Source organism: Escherichia sp. AM3 (assembly GCF_032029835.1).
Taxonomy (GTDB): Bacteria; Pseudomonadota; Gammaproteobacteria; order Enterobacterales; family Enterobacteriaceae; genus Escherichia; species Escherichia coli.
In genome coordinates, this window is record NZ_JAVUPQ010000021.1 from 37,727 (window position 1) to 56,269 (window position 18,543).

General features: G+C 52.0%; 21 protein-coding genes. 16 read left to right on the forward strand and 5 right to left on the reverse strand.

From position 1 onward, the window contains the following. Window positions 1-133: 133 nt before the first annotated feature. From metJ to RTW80_RS10770, 3 genes are all read left to right on the forward strand, one after another. A complete protein-coding gene (metJ, locus tag RTW80_RS10760) occupies window positions 134-451 on the forward strand; it encodes a met regulon transcriptional regulator MetJ (protein ID WP_000852812.1) in 318 nt (105 codons plus the stop codon). 183 nt (window positions 452-634) lie between these two features. After that, the gene (locus RTW80_RS10765) at window positions 635-1,243 is read left to right on the forward strand and encodes a YiiX family permuted papain-like enzyme (RefSeq protein WP_000797341.1); all 609 of its coding nucleotides are present in this window, start codon (window positions 635-637) and stop codon (window positions 1,241-1,243) included. A gap of 6 nt (window positions 1,244-1,249) precedes the next feature. Further along, window positions 1,250-1,873, forward strand: a complete 624-nt coding sequence (locus RTW80_RS10770) for a TIGR02117 family protein (protein WP_312719085.1) — start codon at window positions 1,250-1,252, stop codon at window positions 1,871-1,873. 54 nt (window positions 1,874-1,927) lie between these two features. On the opposite strand, the gene rpmE is transcribed toward RTW80_RS10770, so the two are convergent. Next, window positions 1,928-2,140 (reverse strand): 50S ribosomal protein L31, encoded by a 213-nt coding sequence (gene rpmE / locus RTW80_RS10775; RefSeq protein ID WP_000710769.1) that lies wholly within the window; start codon window positions 2,138-2,140, stop codon window positions 1,928-1,930. 202 nt (window positions 2,141-2,342) lie between these two features. On the opposite strand from rpmE, the gene priA reads away from it, so the two are divergent. The 7 genes from priA to rraA all read left to right on the forward strand — a co-directional run bounded on the left by priA (window position 2,343) and on the right by rraA (window position 10,308). Then, the gene (gene priA, locus RTW80_RS10780; RefSeq protein ID WP_001300388.1) at window positions 2,343-4,541 is read left to right on the forward strand and encodes a primosomal protein N'; all 2,199 of its coding nucleotides are present in this window, start codon (window positions 2,343-2,345) and stop codon (window positions 4,539-4,541) included. A 155-nt stretch (window positions 4,542-4,696) separates the two neighbouring features. Continuing rightward, on the forward strand, window positions 4,697-5,722 hold the full coding sequence (gene cytR / locus RTW80_RS10785; protein WP_000644904.1) for a DNA-binding transcriptional regulator CytR: 1,026 nt from the start codon (window positions 4,697-4,699) through the stop codon (window positions 5,720-5,722). A gap of 91 nt (window positions 5,723-5,813) precedes the next feature. After that, complete coding sequence (ftsN, locus tag RTW80_RS10790) at window positions 5,814-6,773, forward strand: cell division protein FtsN (RefSeq protein ID WP_000068828.1); 960 nt, start codon at window positions 5,814-5,816, stop codon at window positions 6,771-6,773. 92 nt (window positions 6,774-6,865) lie between these two features. Next, window positions 6,866-7,396: an ATP-dependent protease subunit HslV gene (gene hslV / locus RTW80_RS10795; protein WP_032247388.1), complete on the forward strand. Its 531-nt coding sequence runs from the start codon at window positions 6,866-6,868 to the stop codon at window positions 7,394-7,396. Window positions 7,397-7,405: 9 nt separating this feature from the next. Continuing rightward, a complete protein-coding gene (gene hslU / locus RTW80_RS10800; RefSeq protein ID WP_001293341.1) occupies window positions 7,406-8,737 on the forward strand; it encodes an HslU--HslV peptidase ATPase subunit in 1,332 nt (443 codons plus the stop codon). A 66-nt stretch (window positions 8,738-8,803) separates the two neighbouring features. Then, window positions 8,804-9,730, forward strand: a complete 927-nt coding sequence (gene menA / locus RTW80_RS10805; protein ID WP_000139496.1) for a 1,4-dihydroxy-2-naphthoate polyprenyltransferase — start codon at window positions 8,804-8,806, stop codon at window positions 9,728-9,730. 92 nt (window positions 9,731-9,822) lie between these two features. Then, window positions 9,823-10,308, forward strand: coding sequence for a ribonuclease E activity regulator RraA (gene rraA / locus RTW80_RS10810; protein ID WP_000872908.1), 486 nt, complete (start codon window positions 9,823-9,825; stop codon window positions 10,306-10,308). A gap of 84 nt (window positions 10,309-10,392) precedes the next feature. On the opposite strand, the gene zapB is transcribed toward rraA, so the two are convergent. Then, the gene (gene zapB, locus RTW80_RS10815; protein WP_001296623.1) at window positions 10,393-10,638 is read right to left on the reverse strand and encodes a septal ring assembly protein ZapB; all 246 of its coding nucleotides are present in this window, start codon (window positions 10,636-10,638) and stop codon (window positions 10,393-10,395) included. A 424-nt stretch (window positions 10,639-11,062) separates the two neighbouring features. Here zapB and glpF point away from each other — a divergent pair, with 424 nt between their 5' ends. From glpF to fpr, 4 genes are all read left to right on the forward strand, one after another. Beyond that, window positions 11,063-11,908: a glycerol uptake facilitator protein GlpF gene (glpF, locus tag RTW80_RS10820; RefSeq protein WP_000084258.1), complete on the forward strand. Its 846-nt coding sequence runs from the start codon at window positions 11,063-11,065 to the stop codon at window positions 11,906-11,908. Window positions 11,909-11,930: 22 nt separating this feature from the next. Further along, a complete protein-coding gene (gene glpK / locus RTW80_RS10825) occupies window positions 11,931-13,439 on the forward strand; it encodes a glycerol kinase GlpK (RefSeq protein ID WP_000136788.1) in 1,509 nt (502 codons plus the stop codon). A 134-nt stretch (window positions 13,440-13,573) separates the two neighbouring features. After that, window positions 13,574-14,584 carry a class II fructose-bisphosphatase gene (gene glpX, locus RTW80_RS10830; RefSeq protein ID WP_001250644.1) on the forward strand — a complete coding sequence of 337 codons (1,011 nt, stop codon included), beginning with the start codon at window positions 13,574-13,576 and terminating at the stop codon, window positions 14,582-14,584. A 96-nt stretch (window positions 14,585-14,680) separates the two neighbouring features. After that, window positions 14,681-15,427 carry a ferredoxin--NADP(+) reductase gene (gene fpr, locus RTW80_RS10835; protein WP_000796332.1) on the forward strand — a complete coding sequence of 249 codons (747 nt, stop codon included), beginning with the start codon at window positions 14,681-14,683 and terminating at the stop codon, window positions 15,425-15,427. A gap of 4 nt (window positions 15,428-15,431) precedes the next feature. Here fpr and uspD read toward each other — a convergent pair whose 3' ends face one another. The 3 genes from uspD to RTW80_RS10850 all read right to left on the reverse strand — a co-directional run bounded on the left by uspD (window position 15,432) and on the right by RTW80_RS10850 (window position 16,838). After that, entirely contained in the window at window positions 15,432-15,860 is a 429-nt protein-coding gene (gene uspD, locus RTW80_RS10840; RefSeq protein ID WP_000323556.1) for a universal stress protein UspD, read from the reverse strand. Between the two features lie 26 nt (window positions 15,861-15,886). After that, the gene (locus RTW80_RS10845; protein WP_000655989.1) at window positions 15,887-16,186 is read right to left on the reverse strand and encodes a DUF406 domain-containing protein; all 300 of its coding nucleotides are present in this window, start codon (window positions 16,184-16,186) and stop codon (window positions 15,887-15,889) included. A gap of 211 nt (window positions 16,187-16,397) precedes the next feature. Next, window positions 16,398-16,838, reverse strand: coding sequence for a DUF805 domain-containing protein (locus tag RTW80_RS10850; RefSeq protein WP_000155257.1), 441 nt, complete (start codon window positions 16,836-16,838; stop codon window positions 16,398-16,400). Window positions 16,839-16,938: 100 nt separating this feature from the next. On the opposite strand from RTW80_RS10850, the gene RTW80_RS10855 reads away from it, so the two are divergent. After that, a complete protein-coding gene (locus RTW80_RS10855; protein ID WP_032247387.1) occupies window positions 16,939-17,538 on the forward strand; it encodes a YiiQ family protein in 600 nt (199 codons plus the stop codon). 107 nt (window positions 17,539-17,645) lie between these two features. After that, on the forward strand, window positions 17,646-18,413 hold the full coding sequence (gene tpiA / locus RTW80_RS10860; RefSeq protein ID WP_001216325.1) for a triose-phosphate isomerase: 768 nt from the start codon (window positions 17,646-17,648) through the stop codon (window positions 18,411-18,413). Window positions 18,414-18,543: the final 130 nt, after the last annotated feature.

Here is an 18,543-nt window from a genome sequence, read left to right on the forward strand (position 1 = left end):
TTATCACGCCGACAGGTGCATTACACGATGTCACGGTAACGCCTGTACGGTAAACTATGCGGGTTTACGGTCAGTACCCACATCAACTGTGTGGTCTGGTCTCAATTTATTGACGAAGAGGATTAAGTATCTCATGGCTGAATGGAGCGGCGAATATATCAGCCCATACGCTGAGCACGGCAAGAAGAGTGAACAAGTCAAAAAGATTACGGTTTCCATTCCTCTTAAGGTGTTAAAAATCCTCACCGATGAACGCACGCGTCGTCAGGTGAACAACCTGCGTCACGCTACCAACAGCGAGCTGCTGTGCGAAGCGTTTCTGCATGCCTTTACCGGGCAACCTTTGCCGGATGATGCCGATCTGCGTAAAGAGCGCAGCGACGAAATCCCGGAAGCGGCAAAAGAGATCATGCGTGAGATGGGGATTAACCCGGAGACGTGGGAATACTAAAGCAAAAAAGAGCGGCGCGGAGTGGAATCGCCTGATGCGCTACGCTTATCAGGCCTACGTCATATTGCAATTTATTGAATTTGCACGAACTTGTAGGCCGGATAAGGCGTTCACGCCGCATCCGGCATAAACAACGAGCACGTTGTCTGCGACCCACCGCTTTTTATACATGGACGTTTAACTATGAAAAACAGGCTGCTGATCCTCAGCCTGCTGGTTTCTGTACCTGCCTTTGCCTGGCAACCACAAACCGGCGACATCATCTTTCAGATCTCTCGCTCATCGCAAAGTAAAGCGATCCAACTGGCGACCCATTCCGATTATAGCCACACCGGTATGCTGGTGATACGCAACAAAAAGCCCTACGTTTTTGAAGCGGTCGGCCCGGTGAAATACACCCCGCTCAAGCAGTGGATCGCCCATGGTGAAAAGGGCAAATACGTTGTTCGCCGCGTTGAAGGCGGACTGAGTGTTGAACAACAGCAAAAACTGGCGCAAACGGCAAAACGTTATCTCGGTAAACCGTATGATTTCAGCTTCTCATGGAGCGACGATCGCCAGTACTGTTCGGAAGTGGTGTGGAAGGTTTACCAGAACGCGCTGGGAATGCGCGTGGGCGAGCAGCAGAAGTTGAAAGAGTTCGATCTCAGCAACCCGCTGGTCCAGGCTAAGCTCAAAGAACGCTACGGCAAAAATATTCCGCTTGAGGAAACGGTAGTTTCACCACAAGCCGTTTTCGACGCGCCACAACTCACCACAGTCGCCAAAGAGTGGCCGCTGTTTTCGTGGTAATGGATGATGAAAAAAATAATTCCCGCCGTAGTCTGTTTGTTGCTTTGTAGTTGCTCGACCTTTCCGCAAGCTGTCGCTCCGGTAAACAATGACTTTGCAGGTCAGCATAATATTTATATTGTCAGTCACGGCTGGCATACCGGAATTGTGGTGCCCGCCGCAATCGTTAATCGTGTTTTACCGCAACTCGACGCGAGATTTGCGCAACCAAAATGGTATGAAATCGGCTGGGGCGATAAAGGCTTTTATCAGGCACAGGAAATTACCAGTCGCCTGACATTGCAGGCGATGTTCTGGTCTACTGGCGCAGTAATGCATGTGGTGGCGTTCTCTGCCCCACCTGAACGCTATTTTCCTGGCAGTGAAGTTAAGCCACTGACAATTAACAACGGTCAACTTGCGACCTTAATGCTATTTATTGGCCGCAGTTTTTCCCGTAGCGAGGCGGGAAATGTTATTCCACTCAAAAAAGGCATTTATGGTGACAGCCAGTTTTATGCCGCCAATGGTCGCTATGGGATTTTAAATACCTGTAATAAATGGACGGCAAAAGGGTTACAAAGCGCGGGGATAGAGATTGAATCGGCTTTAAAATTGACGGCGGGGAGTGTGATAAGCGCAATGCCTTAACGATTGTCAGGCACAAAAAAAGCGCCGTGCGGCGCTTTTTTCGGAAATCCGGTCTTATTTGCTGCCCGGGATGTTGAAACGCTTGTTGAAGCGGTCAACACGGCCACCGGTAGCAACATCACGCTGTTTGCCAGTGAAGAATGGGTGGCACTTGCTGCACACGTCGAGGTTCAGGTCATGACCAACGGTGGAGCGGATTTTCATTACGTTACCGCAAGAGCAGCTAGCAGTAATTTCTTCGTATTTCGGGTGAATATCTTTTTTCATGGGAAAACCTCGGTTTAAGGCCGCGTCGCTCTTCCAGCCCTAACGCCAGACACCACGCGATGTTAAAAGTATAGCTTCAATACGATCATTTCGTACGAAGGCGCGAAATCATACAGAAATTAACCAGCGTATGCAAACTGATCCGCACTCTTCTACGGCAATGTGTATACTAACCCACCGAATTTCAAGTCAGGATGATGCTATGCCCGTTGCCCACGTTGCCTTGCCCGTTCCGCTTCCTCGTACCTTTGACTATCTGCTGCCAGAAGGCATGACGGTTAAAGCCGGGTGTCGCGTGCGCGTGCCGTTTGGCAAACAGCAGGAGCGCATCGGGGTTGTGGTGTCAGTTAGCGATGTCAGTGAGCTGCCGCTTAACGAGCTGAAAGCGGTAGTGGAAGTGCTGGACGTTGAGCCGGTATTTACTCACTCCGTCTGGCGGTTACTGCTCTGGGCGGCAGATTACTATCATCATCCGATTGGCGATGTGCTGTTTCATGCCTTGCCGATTTTACTGCGCCAGGGGCGGCCTGCGGCGAACGCGCCGATGTGGTACTGGTTTGCCACTGAACAAGGCCAGGCGGTGGATCTGAACAGCCTGAAACGCTCCCCCAAGCAACAACAGGCGCTGGCGGCGTTACGGCAAGGCAAAATCTGGCGCGACCAGGTCGCCACGCTCGAATTTAATGATGCCGCGTTGCAGGCGCTACGCAAAAAAGGTCTGTGTGATTTAGCAAGTGAAACACCAGAGTTTAGCGACTGGCGAACGAACTATGCCGTTTCTGGTGAGCGGTTGCGATTGAATACCGAACAGGCCACCGCCGTTGGCGCAATTCATAGCGCGGCAGATACTTTTTCTGCCTGGCTGCTGGCGGGCGTTACCGGTTCCGGTAAAACGGAGGTTTATCTCAGCGTACTGGAAAACGTGCTCGCTCAGGGCAAACAGGCGCTGGTGATGGTGCCGGAAATCGGCCTGACACCGCAAACTATCGCCCGTTTTCGTGAACGTTTTAATGCCCCCGTGGAAGTTCTGCATTCCGGCCTGAACGACAGCGAGCGTCTTTCGGCGTGGCTGAAAGCGAAAAATGGTGAGGCGGCGATTGTGATCGGCACCCGCTCCGCGCTGTTTACGCCGTTTAAAAATCTCGGCGTGATTGTCATTGATGAAGAGCACGACAGCTCCTACAAGCAGCAGGAAGGCTGGCGCTATCATGCCCGCGACCTGGCGGTGTATCGTGCGCACAGCGAGCAAATCCCGATTATTCTTGGCTCCGCAACGCCCGCGCTGGAAACGTTATGCAACGTCCAGCAGAAAAAATACCGCCTGCTGCGCCTGACCCGTCGGGCAGGGAATGCGCGTCCGGCAATTCAACATGTGCTGGATTTAAAAGGTCAGAAGGTGCAGGCAGGTCTGGCTCCGGCGTTAATCACTCGTATGCGCCAGCATTTACAGGCTGATAACCAGGTCATTCTCTTTCTTAACCGCCGTGGCTTTGCGCCTGCACTGCTGTGCCACGACTGTGGCTGGATTGCCGAATGCCCACGTTGCGATCACTACTACACGCTGCATCAGGCGCAGCACCATCTGCGCTGCCACCACTGTGACAGTCAGCGTCCGGTGCCGCGCCAGTGCCCTTCCTGCGGTTCCACGCACCTGGTCCCCGTGGGGCTGGGCACCGAACAGCTTGAACAGACGCTCGCGCCGTTGTTCCCCGGCGTGCCCATTTCTCGTATCGACCGCGATACCACCAGCCGCAAAGGGGCGCTGGAACAGCAACTGGCAGAAGTACATCGCGGCGGCGCGCGGATTTTGATTGGTACACAAATGCTGGCGAAAGGTCACCATTTCCCGGATGTGACGCTGGTTGCATTACTGGACGTGGACGGCGCGCTGTTTTCTGCCGATTTTCGCTCGGCAGAGCGTTTCGCTCAGCTTTACACCCAGGTCGCCGGTCGTGCCGGGCGTGCGGGTAAACAGGGCGAAGTGGTGCTGCAAACGCACCATCCGGAACATCCTCTGTTGCAAACGTTGCTCTATAAAGGCTACGACGCCTTTGCCGAACAGGCGCTGGCTGAGCGGCGAATGATGCAGCTACCGCCGTGGACCAGCCATGTGATTGTGCGTGCGGAAGATCATAACAATCAGCACGCGCCATTGTTCCTGCAACAACTGCGTAATCTGATCCTCTCCAGCCCACTGGCAGACGAGAAACTGTGGGTTCTCGGTCCGGTTCCGGCTCTGGCACCTAAACGTGGCGGTCGCTGGCGCTGGCAGATATTGTTGCAGCACCCTTCCCGCGTGCGCTTGCAACACATCATTAACGGTACGCTGGCGCTCATCAATACAATACCGGATTCCCGTAAGGTGAAATGGGTGCTGGATGTTGATCCGATTGAGGGTTAAACCGCTCACGATGCGAGGCGGATCGAAAAATTCAATATTCATCACACTTTTCATGAAAATTCTGTAACCGTTTTCACGCGCTATCTGCTAAAAATGTTGCCGATGTGAAGTAAACATGGATGTAGTACGCCTGACGTGCCAGGCGAGGAGTGAGTGTGAAAGCGAAGAAGCAGGAAACTGCCGCGACCATGAAAGACGTTGCCCTCAAGGCAAAAGTCTCTACAGCGACCGTCTCCCGAGCATTAATGAATCCCGATAAAGTCTCCCAGGCCACCCGTAATCGGGTTGAAAAAGCGGCCCGGGAAGTGGGTTATTTACCGCAGCCTATGGGGCGCAACGTCAAGCGTAATGAATCCCGCACCATTCTGGTGATTGTCCCGGATATCTGCGATCCCTTCTTTAGCGAAATTATTCGCGGTATCGAAGTTACGGCGGCAAATCACGGATATCTGGTGCTGATTGGCGACTGTGCGCATCAAAATCAGCAGGAAAAAACCTTTATCGATTTGATCATCACCAAGCAAATTGATGGCATGTTGTTGCTGGGTTCAAGGCTGCCGTTTGATGCCAGCATTGAGGAACAGCGTAATCTGCCGCCGATGGTGATGGCGAACGAATTTGCACCGGAGCTGGAGCTGCCTACAGTTCATATCGACAATCTGACCGCCGCATTTGATGCAGTAAATTATTTATATGAGCAAGGGCATAAACGGATTGGCTGTATAGCCGGTCCCGAAGAGATGCCGCTGTGTCACTACCGCCTGCAAGGCTATGTTCAGGCGCTGCGTCGCTGCGGCATTATGGTTGATCCGCAATACATCGCCCGTGGCGACTTCACCTTCGAAGCCGGAAGCAAAGCGATGCAGCAGCTGCTTGATCTTCCACAACCGCCTACTGCTGTCTTCTGCCATAGCGATGTGATGGCGCTCGGCGCACTTTCTCAGGCAAAACGCCAGGGGCTGAAAGTCCCGGAAGACCTTTCCATAATCGGTTTTGATAACATCGACCTGACGCAATTTTGTGATCCGCCGCTGACAACCATCGCGCAGCCGCGTTACGAAATCGGTCGGGAAGCTATGCTGTTATTGCTTGATCAAATGCAGGGGCAACACGTTGGCAGTGGCTCTCGTTTAATGGACTGCGAACTTATCATCCGGGGATCAACACGCGCGTTACCTTAAAGTAAACCTTTAAGACTGCCGTGACTGGTCAAAGGCCCGCCGCTTAAGTAACATGGCGGGCTGACGAACGAATAAATACAGCGAAACGATAGTGGCACAACGAGATTATGTACGCCGCAGCCAACCGGCACCTTCGCGGCGAAAAAAGAGCACCTCACGGAAAAAGCAACGAAATCTGCCTGCGGTTTCTCCCGCTATGGTCGCTATTGCTGCCGCCGTTCTTGTGACCTTTATCGGTGGTCTGTACTTCATTACGCATCACAAGAAAGAAGAGTCCGAGACGCTGCAAAGCCAGAAAGTGACCGGAAACGGACTACCACCAAAACCAGAAGAACGCTGGCGCTACATTAAAGAGCTGGAAAGTCGCCAGCCGGGAGTGCGTGCGCCCACAGAACCTTCTGCCGGTGGTGAAGTGAAAACGCCGGAGCAACTGACACCAGAACAACGTCAGCTTCTTGAACAAATGCAGGCTGATATGCGCCAGCAGCCAACGCAGCTGGTTGAAGTTCCGTGGAATGAACAGACGCCGGAACAGCGTCAGCAAACGCTACAGCGCCAACGTCAGGCGCAGCAATTAGCGGAACAGCAACGCCTGGCTCAGCAGTCGCGTACGACTGAACAAAGCTGGCAGCAGCAGACGCGTACGTCGCAAGCCGCACCGGTACAGGCGCAACCGCGCCAGTCTAAACCGGCTTCTTCTCAGCAGCCGTACCAGGATCTGCTGCAAACTCCTGCGCACACGACTGCGCAGTCGAAGCCGCAGCAAGCTGCGCCAGTTGCTCGTGCCGCTGACGCGCCAAAACCGACGGCGGAGAAAAAAGACGAACGCCGCTGGATGGTGCAGTGCGGTTCGTTCAGAGGCGCGGAACAGGCAGAGACGGTACGTGCTCAGCTGGCGTTCGAAGGCTTTGACTCGAAAATCACCACCAACAATGGCTGGAATCGTGTGGTCATTGGCCCGGTGAAAGGCAAAGAGAACGCAGACAGCACCCTCAATCGGTTGAAGATGGCGGGTCATACAAACTGCATTCGGCTCGCCGCCGGGGGTTGAAACCCTCAAAATCCCCCCCATCTATAATTGCATTATGCCCCGTACTTTTGTACGGGGTTTGTACTCTGTATTCGTAACCAAGGGGTCAGCTCGTGACAACTATAGTAAGCGTACGCCGTAACGGCCATGTGGTCATCGCTGGTGATGGTCAGGCCACGTTGGGCAATACCGTAATGAAAGGCAACGTGAAAAAGGTCCGCCGTCTGTACAACGACAAAGTCATCGCGGGCTTTGCGGGCGGTACTGCGGATGCTTTTACGCTGTTCGAACTGTTTGAACGTAAACTGGAAATGCATCAGGGCCATCTGGTCAAAGCCGCCGTTGAGCTGGCAAAAGACTGGCGTACCGATCGCATGCTGCGCAAACTTGAAGCACTGCTGGCAGTCGCGGATGAAACTGCATCGCTTATCATCACCGGTAACGGTGACGTGGTGCAGCCAGAAAACGATCTTATTGCTATCGGCTCCGGCGGCCCTTACGCCCAGGCTGCGGCGCGCGCGCTGTTAGAAAACACTGAACTTAGCGCCCATGAAATTGCTGAAAAGGCGTTGGATATTGCAGGCGACATTTGCATCTATACCAACCATTTCCACACCATCGAAGAATTAAGCTACAAAGCGTAAGGATCTCCCATGTCTGAAATGACCCCACGCGAAATCGTCAGCGAACTGGATAAGCACATCATCGGCCAGGACAACGCCAAGCGTTCTGTGGCGATTGCTCTGCGTAACCGCTGGCGTCGCATGCAGCTCAACGAAGAGCTGCGCCATGAAGTGACCCCGAAAAATATCCTGATGATCGGCCCGACCGGTGTCGGTAAAACTGAAATCGCCCGTCGTCTGGCTAAGCTGGCGAATGCGCCGTTCATCAAAGTTGAAGCGACCAAATTCACCGAAGTGGGCTACGTCGGTAAGGAAGTGGATTCTATTATTCGCGATCTGACCGATGCCGCCGTGAAAATGGTACGCGTCCAGGCTATCGAGAAAAACCGTTATCGCGCTGAAGAACTGGCAGAAGAACGTATTCTCGACGTGCTGATCCCACCTGCTAAAAACAACTGGGGACAGACCGAACAGCAGCAGGAACCGTCCGCTGCTCGTCAGGCATTCCGCAAAAAACTGCGTGAAGGCCAGCTTGATGACAAAGAAATCGAGATCGATCTTGCCGCAGCACCGATGGGCGTTGAAATTATGGCTCCTCCGGGCATGGAAGAGATGACCAGCCAGCTGCAGTCCATGTTCCAGAACCTGGGCGGCCAGAAGCAAAAAGCGCGTAAGCTGAAAATCAAAGACGCCATGAAGCTGCTGATTGAAGAAGAAGCGGCGAAACTGGTGAACCCGGAAGAGCTGAAGCAAGACGCTATCGACGCTGTTGAGCAGCACGGGATCGTGTTTATCGACGAAATCGACAAAATCTGTAAGCGCGGCGAGTCTTCCGGTCCGGATGTTTCTCGTGAAGGCGTTCAGCGTGACCTGCTGCCGCTGGTAGAAGGTTGCACCGTTTCCACCAAACACGGGATGGTCAAAACTGACCACATTCTGTTTATCGCTTCTGGCGCGTTCCAGATTGCGAAACCGTCTGACCTGATCCCGGAACTGCAAGGTCGTCTGCCAATCCGCGTTGAACTGCAGGCGCTGACCACCAGCGACTTCGAGCGTATTCTGACCGAGCCGAATGCCTCTATCACCGTGCAGTACAAAGCACTGATGGCGACTGAAGGCGTAAATATCGAGTTTACCGACTCCGGTATTAAACGCATCGCGGAAGCGGCATGGCAGGTGAACGAATCTACCGAAAACATCGGTGCTCGTCGTTTACACACTGTTCTGGAGCGTTTAATGGAAGAGATTTCCTACGACGCCAGCGATTTAAGCGGTCAAAATATCACTATTGACGCAGATTATGTGAGCAAACATCTGGATGCGTTGGTGGCAGATGAAGATCTGAGCCGTTTTATCCTATAATCGCGTTCAATCATTTTCATCATTGTTTGATGGGGCTGAAAGGCCCCATTTTTATTGGCGCGTATTATGACTGAACAACAAATTAGCCGAACTCAGGCGTGGCTGGAAAGTTTACGACCTAAAACCCTCCCCCTCGCCTTTGCTGCAATTATCGTCGGGACAGCGCTGGCATGGTGGCAAGGTCACTTCGATCCGCTGGTCGCCCTGCTGGCACTAATTACCGCCGGGCTATTACAGATCCTTTCTAACCTCGCCAATGATTACGGCGATGCGGTAAAAGGCAGCGATAAACCTGACCGCATTGGGCCGCTACGCGGCATGCAAAAAGGGGTCATTACCCAGCAAGAGATGAAACGGGCGCTCATTATTACCGTCGTGCTCATCTGTCTCTCCGGGCTGGCACTGGTTGCAGTGGCATGCCATACGCTGGCCGATTTTGTCGGTTTCCTGATTCTTGGCGGGTTGTCGATCATTGCCGCTATCACCTACACCGTGGGCAATCGTCCTTATGGTTATATCGGTCTGGGTGATATTTCCGTACTGGTTTTCTTTGGCTGGTTGAGTGTCATGGGGAGCTGGTATTTACAGGCTCATACATTGATTCCGGCACTGATCCTTCCGGCGACCGCATGCGGCCTGCTGGCAACGGCAGTACTGAATATTAATAACCTGCGTGATATCAATAGCGACCGCGAAAATGGCAAAAACACGCTGGTGGTGCGCTTAGGTGAAGTGAACGCGCGTCGTTATCATGCCTGCCTGCTGATGGGCTCGCTGGTGTGTCTGGCGCTGTTTAATCTCTTTTCGCTGCATAGCCTGTGGGGCTGGCTGTTCCTGCTGGCGGCACCATTACTGGTGAAGCAAGCCCGTTATGTGATGCGGGAAATGGACCCGGTGGCGATGCGACCAATGCTGGAACGTACTGTCAAGGGAGCGTTACTGACTAACCTGCTGTTTGTTTTAGGGATATTCCTAAGCCAGTGGGCAGCATAACTGACAAATATCAATTAACAATTGATGATTTTGCCAACAGCCCACATAGCGCGATATACTGAAAATTCTCGCAGCAACTGAATGTTAAGCCTATGAAATACGATACTTCCGAGCTTTGTGACATCTATCAAGAAGATGTTAACGTCGTGGAACCGCTGTTCTCCAACTTTGGCGGACGGGCGTCGTTTGGCGGACAAATAATCACGGTAAAATGTTTCGAGGACAACGGGTTGCTGTACGATCTGCTCGAACAGAATGGCCGTGGTCGTGTTCTTGTCGTCGATGGCGGTGGTTCTGTTCGTCGCGCACTGGTCGATGCTGAACTGGCGCGTCTGGCAGTACAAAATGAATGGGAAGGTCTGGTCATTTACGGCGCGGTGCGTCAGGTAGATGACCTGGAAGAGTTGGATATCGGCATCCAGGCGATGGCGGCAATTCCGGTTGGTGCCGCTGGCGAAGGCATTGGCGAAAGCGATGTCCGCGTCAATTTTGGCGGTGTCACCTTCTTCTCCGGCGACCATCTTTATGCCGACAATACCGGGATTATTCTTTCAGAAGATCCGCTGGATATTGAATGATAAGAAAGGCACCGCAAGGTGCCTTTTTTCTGCGTTACCTGTTGGCCTACACAGTAAAGAAATTACGCGGAAGATGAAGCGTAATCAGACCTCTTCCATGCGACCCAGCAGGGCCTGCAGACGTTCCTGCCAGCCGTTCTGCTGTTCTTTCAGATGGTTGTTCTCACGCTCCAGCTCTTCGCGCTGATGCTGGGCATTTTGAACTTCCTGCGACAGTGAGTTGTTTTTTTCTTTCAGCTCTTCGATTTCCATCTGCAACAGAGTGATGGTATCAATCGCCTGCTGTACTTTTGCTTCCAGTTTCTCAAACACTTCTAATGACATTGTCATACCTCTCCTGAATTGCAAGGCGTTGATGGATAAAAATCCTCGTCCCGATTACCGGTGACGCCTTAATAAATACGAGCGCACTTTAGTTAGCTCCGATTGTATGAAGCCGCGCCATCGCTGTCCAGCGGCACGCCTTGCAGATTACGGTTTGCCACACTTTTCATCCTTCTCCTGGTGACATAATCCACATCAATCGAAAATGTTAATAAATTTGTTGCGCGAATGATCTAACAAACATGCATCATGTACAATCAGATGGAATAAATGGCGCGATAACGCTCATTTTATGACGAGGCACACACATTTTAAGTTCGATATTTCTCGTTTTTGCTCGTTAACGATAAGTTTACAGCATGCCTACAAGCATCGTGGAGGTCCGTGACTTTCACGCATACAACAAACATTAACTCTTCAGGATCCGATTATGAGTCAAACATCAACCTTGAAAGGCCAGTGCATTGCTGAATTCCTCGGTACCGGGTTGTTGATTTTCTTCGGTGTGGGTTGCGTTGCAGCACTAAAAGTCGCTGGTGCGTCTTTTGATCAGTGGGAAATCAGTGTCATTTGGGGACTGGGGGTGGCAATGGCCATCTACCTGACCGCAGGGGTTTCCGGCGCGCATCTTAATCCCGCTGTTACCATTGCATTGTGGCTGTTTGCCTGTTTCGACAAGCGCAAAGTTATTCCTTTTATCGTTTCACAAGTTGCCGGCGCTTTCTGTGCTGCGGCTTTAGTTTACGGGCTTTACTACAATTTATTTTTCGACTTCGAGCAGACTCATCACATTGTTCGCGGCAGCGTTGAAAGTGTTGATCTGGCTGGCACTTTCTCTACTTACCCTAATCCTCATATCAATTTTGTGCAGGCTTTCGCAGTTGAGATGGTGATTACCGCTATTCTGATGGGGCTGATCCTGGCGTTAACGGACGATGGCAACGGTGTACCACGCGGCCCTTTGGCTCCCTTGCTGATTGGTCTACTGATTGCGGTCATTGGCGCATCTATGGGCCCATTGACAGGTTTTGCCATGAACCCAGCGCGTGACTTCGGTCCGAAAGTCTTTGCCTGGCTGGCGGGCTGGGGCAATGTCGCCTTTACCGGCGGCAGAGACATTCCTTACTTCCTGGTGCCGCTTTTCGGCCCTATCGTTGGCGCGATTGTAGGTGCATTTGCCTACCGCAAACTGATTGGTCGCCATTTGCCTTGCGATATCTGTGTTGTGGAAGAAAAGGAAACCACAACTCCTTCAGAACAAAAAGCTTCGCTGTAATATGACTACGGGACAATTAAACATGACTGAAAAAAAATATATCGTTGCGCTCGACCAGGGCACCACCAGCTCCCGCGCGGTCGTAATGGATCACGATGCCAATATCATTAGCGTGTCGCAGCGCGAATTTGAGCAAATCTACCCAAAACCAGGTTGGGTAGAACACGACCCAATGGAAATCTGGGCCACCCAAAGCTCCACGCTGGTAGAAGTGCTGGCGAAAGCCGATATCAGTTCCGATCAAATTGCAGCTATCGGTATTACGAACCAGCGTGAAACCACTATTGTCTGGGAAAAAGAAACCGGCAAGCCTATCTATAACGCCATTGTCTGGCAGTGCCGTCGTACCGCAGAAATCTGCGAGCATTTAAAACGTGACGGTTTAGAAGATTATATCCGCAGCAATACCGGTCTGGTGATTGACCCGTACTTTTCTGGCACCAAAGTGAAGTGGATCCTCGACCATGTGGAAGGCTCTCGCGAGCGTGCACGTCGTGGTGAATTGCTGTTTGGTACGGTTGATACGTGGCTTATCTGGAAAATGACTCAGGGCCGTGTCCATGTGACCGATTACACCAACGCCTCTCGTACCATGTTGTTCAACATCCATACCCTGGACTGGGACGACAAAATGCTGGAAGTGCTGGATATTCCGCGCGAGATGCTGCCAGAAGTGCGTCGTTCTTCCGAAGTATACGGTCAGACTAACATTGGCGGCAAAGGCGGCACGCGTATTCCAATCTCCGGGATCGCCGGTGACCAGCAGGCCGCGCTGTTTGGTCAGTTGTGCGTGAAAGAAGGGATGGCGAAGAACACCTATGGCACTGGCTGCTTTATGCTGATGAACACTGGCGAGAAAGCGGTGAAATCAGAAAACGGCCTGCTGACCACCATCGCCTGCGGCCCGACTGGCGAAGTGAACTATGCGTTGGAAGGTGCGGTGTTTATGGCAGGCGCATCCATTCAGTGGCTGCGCGATGAAATGAAGTTGATTAACGACGCCTACGATTCCGAATATTTCGCCACCAAAGTGCAAAACACCAATGGTGTGTATGTGGTTCCGGCATTTACCGGGCTGGGTGCGCCGTACTGGGACCCGTATGCGCGCGGGGCGATTTTCGGTCTGACTCGTGGGGTGAACGCTAACCACATTATACGCGCGACGCTGGAGTCTATTGCTTATCAGACGCGTGACGTGCTGGAAGCGATGCAGGCCGACTCTGGTATCCGTCTGCACGCCCTGCGCGTGGATGGTGGCGCAGTAGCAAACAATTTCCTGATGCAGTTCCAGTCCGATATTCTCGGCACCCGCGTTGAGCGCCCGGAAGTGCGCGAAGTCACCGCATTGGGTGCGGCCTATCTCGCAGGCCTGGCGGTTGGCTTCTGGCAGAACCTCGACGAGCTGCAAGAGAAAGCGGTGATTGAGCGCGAGTTCCGTCCAGGCATCGAAACCACTGAGCGTAATTACCGTTACGCAGGCTGGAAAAAAGCGGTTAAACGCGCGATGGCGTGGGAAGAACACGACGAATAATGTAAATGCCGAATGAAGCGTTTATGCCGCATCCGGTAGTCCCGAAACGTGCGGGGGCAACCCCGCACACATCAATAATCCCTCCCTTCCCCTGTGCTACACTTCGCGCCATTCCTTACTGCTTAGAGTTTGCTATGAGACGAGAACTTGCCATCGAATTTTCCCGCGTCACCGAATCAGCGGCGCTGGCTGGCTACAAATGGTTAGGACGCGGCGATAAAAACACCGCGGACGGCGCGGCGGTAAACGCCATGCGTATTATGCTCAACCAGGTCAACATTGACGGCACCATCGTCATTGGTGAAGGTGAAATCGACGAAGCACCGATGCTCTACATTGGTGAAAAAGTCGGTACTGGTCGCGGCGACGCGGTAGATATTGCTGTTGATCCGATTGAAGGCACGCGCATGACGGCGATGGGCCAGGCTAACGCGCTGGCGGTGCTGGCAGTAGGCGATAAAGGCTGCTTCCTCAATGCGCCGGATATGTATATGGAGAAGCTGATTGTCGGGCCGGGAGCCAAAGGCACCATTGATCTGAACCTGCCGCTGGCGGATAACCTGCGCAATGTAGCGGCGGCGCTCGGCAAACCGTTGAGCGAACTGACGGTAACGATTCTGGCTAAACCACGCCACGATGCCGTTATCGCTGAAATGCAGCAACTCGGCGTACGCGTATTTGCTATTCCGGACGGCGACGTTGCGGCCTCAATTCTCACCTGTATGCCAGACAGCGAAGTTGACGTGCTGTACGGTATTGGTGGCGCGCCGGAAGGCGTAGTTTCTGCGGCGGTGATCCGCGCATTAGATGGCGACATGAACGGTCGTCTGCTGGCGCGTCATGACGTCAAAGGCGACAACGAAGAGAATCGTCGCATTGGCGAGCAGGAGCTGGCACGCTGCAAAGCGATGGGCATCGAAGCCGGTAAAGTATTGCGCCTGGGCGATATGGCGCGCAGCGATAACGTCATCTTCTCTGCCACCGGTATTACCAAAGGCGATCTGCTGGAAGGCATTAGCCGCAAAGGCAATATCGCGACTACCGAAACGCTGCTGATCCGCGGCAAGTCACGCACCATTCGCCGCATTCAGTCCATCCACTATCTGGATCGCAAAGACCCGGAAATGCAGGTGCACATCCTCTGATTGATTTGATCGATTGAGCCTTCCAGTCCTTCGGGACTGGAATTTTTTTGTTCGGAGAACGAAGATAAGGCAAGTCAATCAAAACAGGAGAAAAACATGGCTGATTGGGTAACAGGCAAAGTCACTAAAGTGCAGAACTGGACCGACGCCCTGTTTAGTCTCACCGTTCACGCCCCCGTGCTTCCGTTTACCGCCGGGCAATTTACCAAGCTTGGCCTTGAAATCGACGGCGAACGCGTCCAGCGCGCCTACTCCTATGTAAACTCGCCCGATAATCCCGATCTGGAGTTTTACCTGGTCACCGTCCCCGATGGCAAATTAAGCCCACGACTGGCGGCACTGAAACCAGGCGATGAAGTGCAGGTGGTTAGCGAAGCGGCAGGATTCTTTGTGCTCGATGAAGTGCCGCACTGCGAAACGCTATGGATGCTGGCAACCGGTACAGCGATTGGCCCTTATTTATCGATTCTGCAACTAGGTAAAGATTTAGATCGCTTCAAAAATCTGGTCCTGGTGCACGCCGCACGTTATGCCGCCGACTTAAGCTATTTGCCACTGATGCAGGAACTGGAAAAACGCTACGAAGGAAAACTGCGCATTCAGACGGTGGTCAGTCGGGAAACGGCAGCGGGGTCGCTCACCGGACGGATACCGGCATTAATTGAAAGTGGGGAACTGGAAAGCACGATTGGCCTGCCGATGAATAAAGAAACCAGCCATGTGATGCTGTGCGGCAATCCACAGATGGTGCGCGATACACAACAGTTGCTGAAAGAGACCCGGCAGATGACGAAACATTTACGTCGCCGACCGGGCCATATGACAGCGGAGCATTACTGGTAAGCGGTTACTTATCGATAAACGGCACGATGAGCAAATCCGCACTCATCTTATTGATCATCCCGCGATATGCCGGCATCAAACGGTTGATAAATGAGTGATGATGACCACAGACAAGGAGGTCGCACTGCTCTTTTTGCATAATTTCCAGCAGTGTTTCCGGCATTTCTCCGCGTTCAATACGCAGTTTTGTCTTCGGCCATTGAATATTTTTCGTCAGTTTATACAGCTTGTTATCCGACTTATTCTTCAACAATTGAAGAATATCTTCTGTTGCAGGGAAGTAGATACCCGGATACAACTCGCTTAAGCCATCATCAATATGAATTAACGTCAGGTGAGCGTCATTATGTCTGGCGAGCTCCAGGGCTTTATTCACCAGTAAGGCATCTTCTTCATTCCCGGAAATTGCCACGCCAATGTGTTTATAAGCCATGTTTAACTCCTTCTAAAGCAACTCCATCAAGCTAACGAACGCAGTGATAACTCAAAAATAATCATCTCGGCCTGGCATGAGAAAGTGAAGGCCGCATCAAGCTCAACTTGCCCCTCCAGATCCTTAATCTTATAGGCCACGCTGGCCCCTTCATCTGCAGAGGATGTAGCGGCGGCAAGCTCTTTCAGTTTGGTCATAAAAGACTCTGCTTCTTCGCGGGTGGCAAAAAAGCGCGAAAACTTACTGGTACAGTTGTCGTTATCAATCACCGTACCGATATCAATCGCACATCCTTTAGTACTGCATTTATCTACGACATCTTTCATAGGGCACCTCTGTATATTCGCCTCTCTGTCGATTACGACTTAAGAATAATGCGCCGTTAAGGGAAGAACAAACAAGTAATGATCTTATGGATTACCATTTTTTTTGATATTGCTTAAGGTGAAGAGTTCAGAAGGATTTTCCGGGCATTGTCATTTTCATCGTGGAAATAACAATCCCGGAAAAAAATAGCAGTAAGAGATATATTAAAGGTTAATTACTTGATTTATTGTCGGCTTTATACTTCACATCCTGGGTATCTTTACCATATTTATTTTCGCCTTGTGTGCCAACAAACGCACCAAGATCGATAAGCATCATCACCAGAATCAACGTCGGGACAAAACGCCCCACCGCCCATTGCCAGACACCCGGTAAAATCGCCCAGTTACCCGCCAGCAGCATCCACGCCACAATCATCAGAAATGCCCATGCGCCGGAACGCCCGCGATCATGCAAGCGCTTAACGGTTACTGCCGCTGTTGGCCAGAGCAAGCACACAAGGCAAAACGCCGCGGTCTGAATATCGAGTAAATTTTTACCCGCCAGTGAGAAAAGCACCAGCATGCCTGCGAACCACAGGCCTATCCAAATCCAGAAATCACGGCGTCCAATACGCCCTTTAAATGAGAATAACCATTGCTGTATGGTCATGTAAGTTCCTTGATGGTTGTCTTTTCCAGGATTCTACCCTTTTGACAAGGGCGACAGATATCGTTTTAATCGGAGCCAGTCATAACAAAAGGTACTGTCAATGAAGCCAGGGTGTACGCTGTTTTTTCTCTTATGTTCTGCATTAACCGTTACAACAGCGGCGCATGCACAAACACCAGATACGGCAACGACCGCGCCTTATCTGCTGGCTGGAGCCCCTACTTTCGATCTCTCCATCAGCCAGTTTCGAGAAGACTTTAACAGCCAGAATCCCAGCCTGCCACTGAACGAATTTCGTGCCATCGACAGCAGTCCCGACAAAGCCAATCTCACTCGTGCTGCAAGTAAAATTAATGAGAACTTGTATGCTTCTACAGCGCTGGAGCGCGGTACCTTAAAAATCAAAAGCATTCAAATGACCTGGCTACCCATCCAGGGGCCAGAGCAAAAAGCCGCGAAAGCGAAAGCTCAGGAATACATGGCAGCGGTGATCCGCACACTCACCCCATTAATGACCAAAACACAAAGCCAGAAAAAACTGCAGTCGCTACTAACGGCGAGGAAAAACAAACGTTATTACACCGAGACAGAAGGTGCACTGCGTTATGTTGTCGCGGACAACGGCGAAAAGGGGCTGACCTTCGCTGTTGAACCGATTAAGCTGGCGCTATCTGAATCGCTTGAAGGTTTGAATAAATGACAAAAAGCAAAGCCTTTGTGCCGATGAATCTCTATACTGTTTCACAGACCTGCTGCCCTGCGGGGCGGCCATCTTCCTTTATTCGCTTATAAGCGTGGAGAATTAAAATGCGACATCCTTTAGTGATGGGTAACTGGAAACTGAACGGCAGCCGCCACATGGTTCACGAGCTGGTTTCTAACCTGCGTAAAGAGCTGGCAGGTGTTGCTGGCTGTGCGGTTGCAATCGCACCACCGGAAATGTACATCGATATGGCGAAGCGCGAAGCTGAAGGCAGCCACATCATGCTGGGTGCGCAAAACGTGGACCTGAACCTGTCCGGCGCATTCACCGGTGAAACTTCTGCCGCTATGCTGAAAGACATCGGCGCTCAGTACATCATCATCGGCCACTCTGAACGTCGTACTTACCACAAAGAGTCTGACGAACTGATCGCGAAAAAATTCGCGGTGCTGAAAGAGCAGGGCCTGACTCCGGTTCTGTGCATCGGTGAAACCGAAGCTGAAAACGAAGCGGGCAAAACTGAAGAAGTTTGCGCACGTCAGATCGACGCGGTACTGAAAACTCAGGGTGCTGCGGCATTCGAAGGTGCGGTTATCGCTTACGAACCTGTATGGGCAATCGGTACTGGCAAATCTGCAACTCCGGCTCAGGCACAGGCTGTTCACAAATTCATCCGTGACCACATCGCTAAAGTTGACGCTAACATCGCTGAACAAGTGATCATTCAGTACGGCGGCTCTGTAAACGCGTCTAACGCTGCAGAACTGTTTGCTCAGCCAGATATCGACGGCGCGCTGGTTGGCGGTGCTTCTCTGAAAGCTGACGCTTTCGCAGTGATCGTTAAAGCTGCAGAAGCGGCTAAACAGGCTTAAGTCTGACAGGTGCCGGATTTCATATCCGGCACTTACTTTCCTTAACTCTTCGCCGGTGATGCTGCCAACTTACTGATTTAGTGTATGATGGTGTTTTTGAGGTGCTCCAGTGGCTTCTGTTTCTATCAGC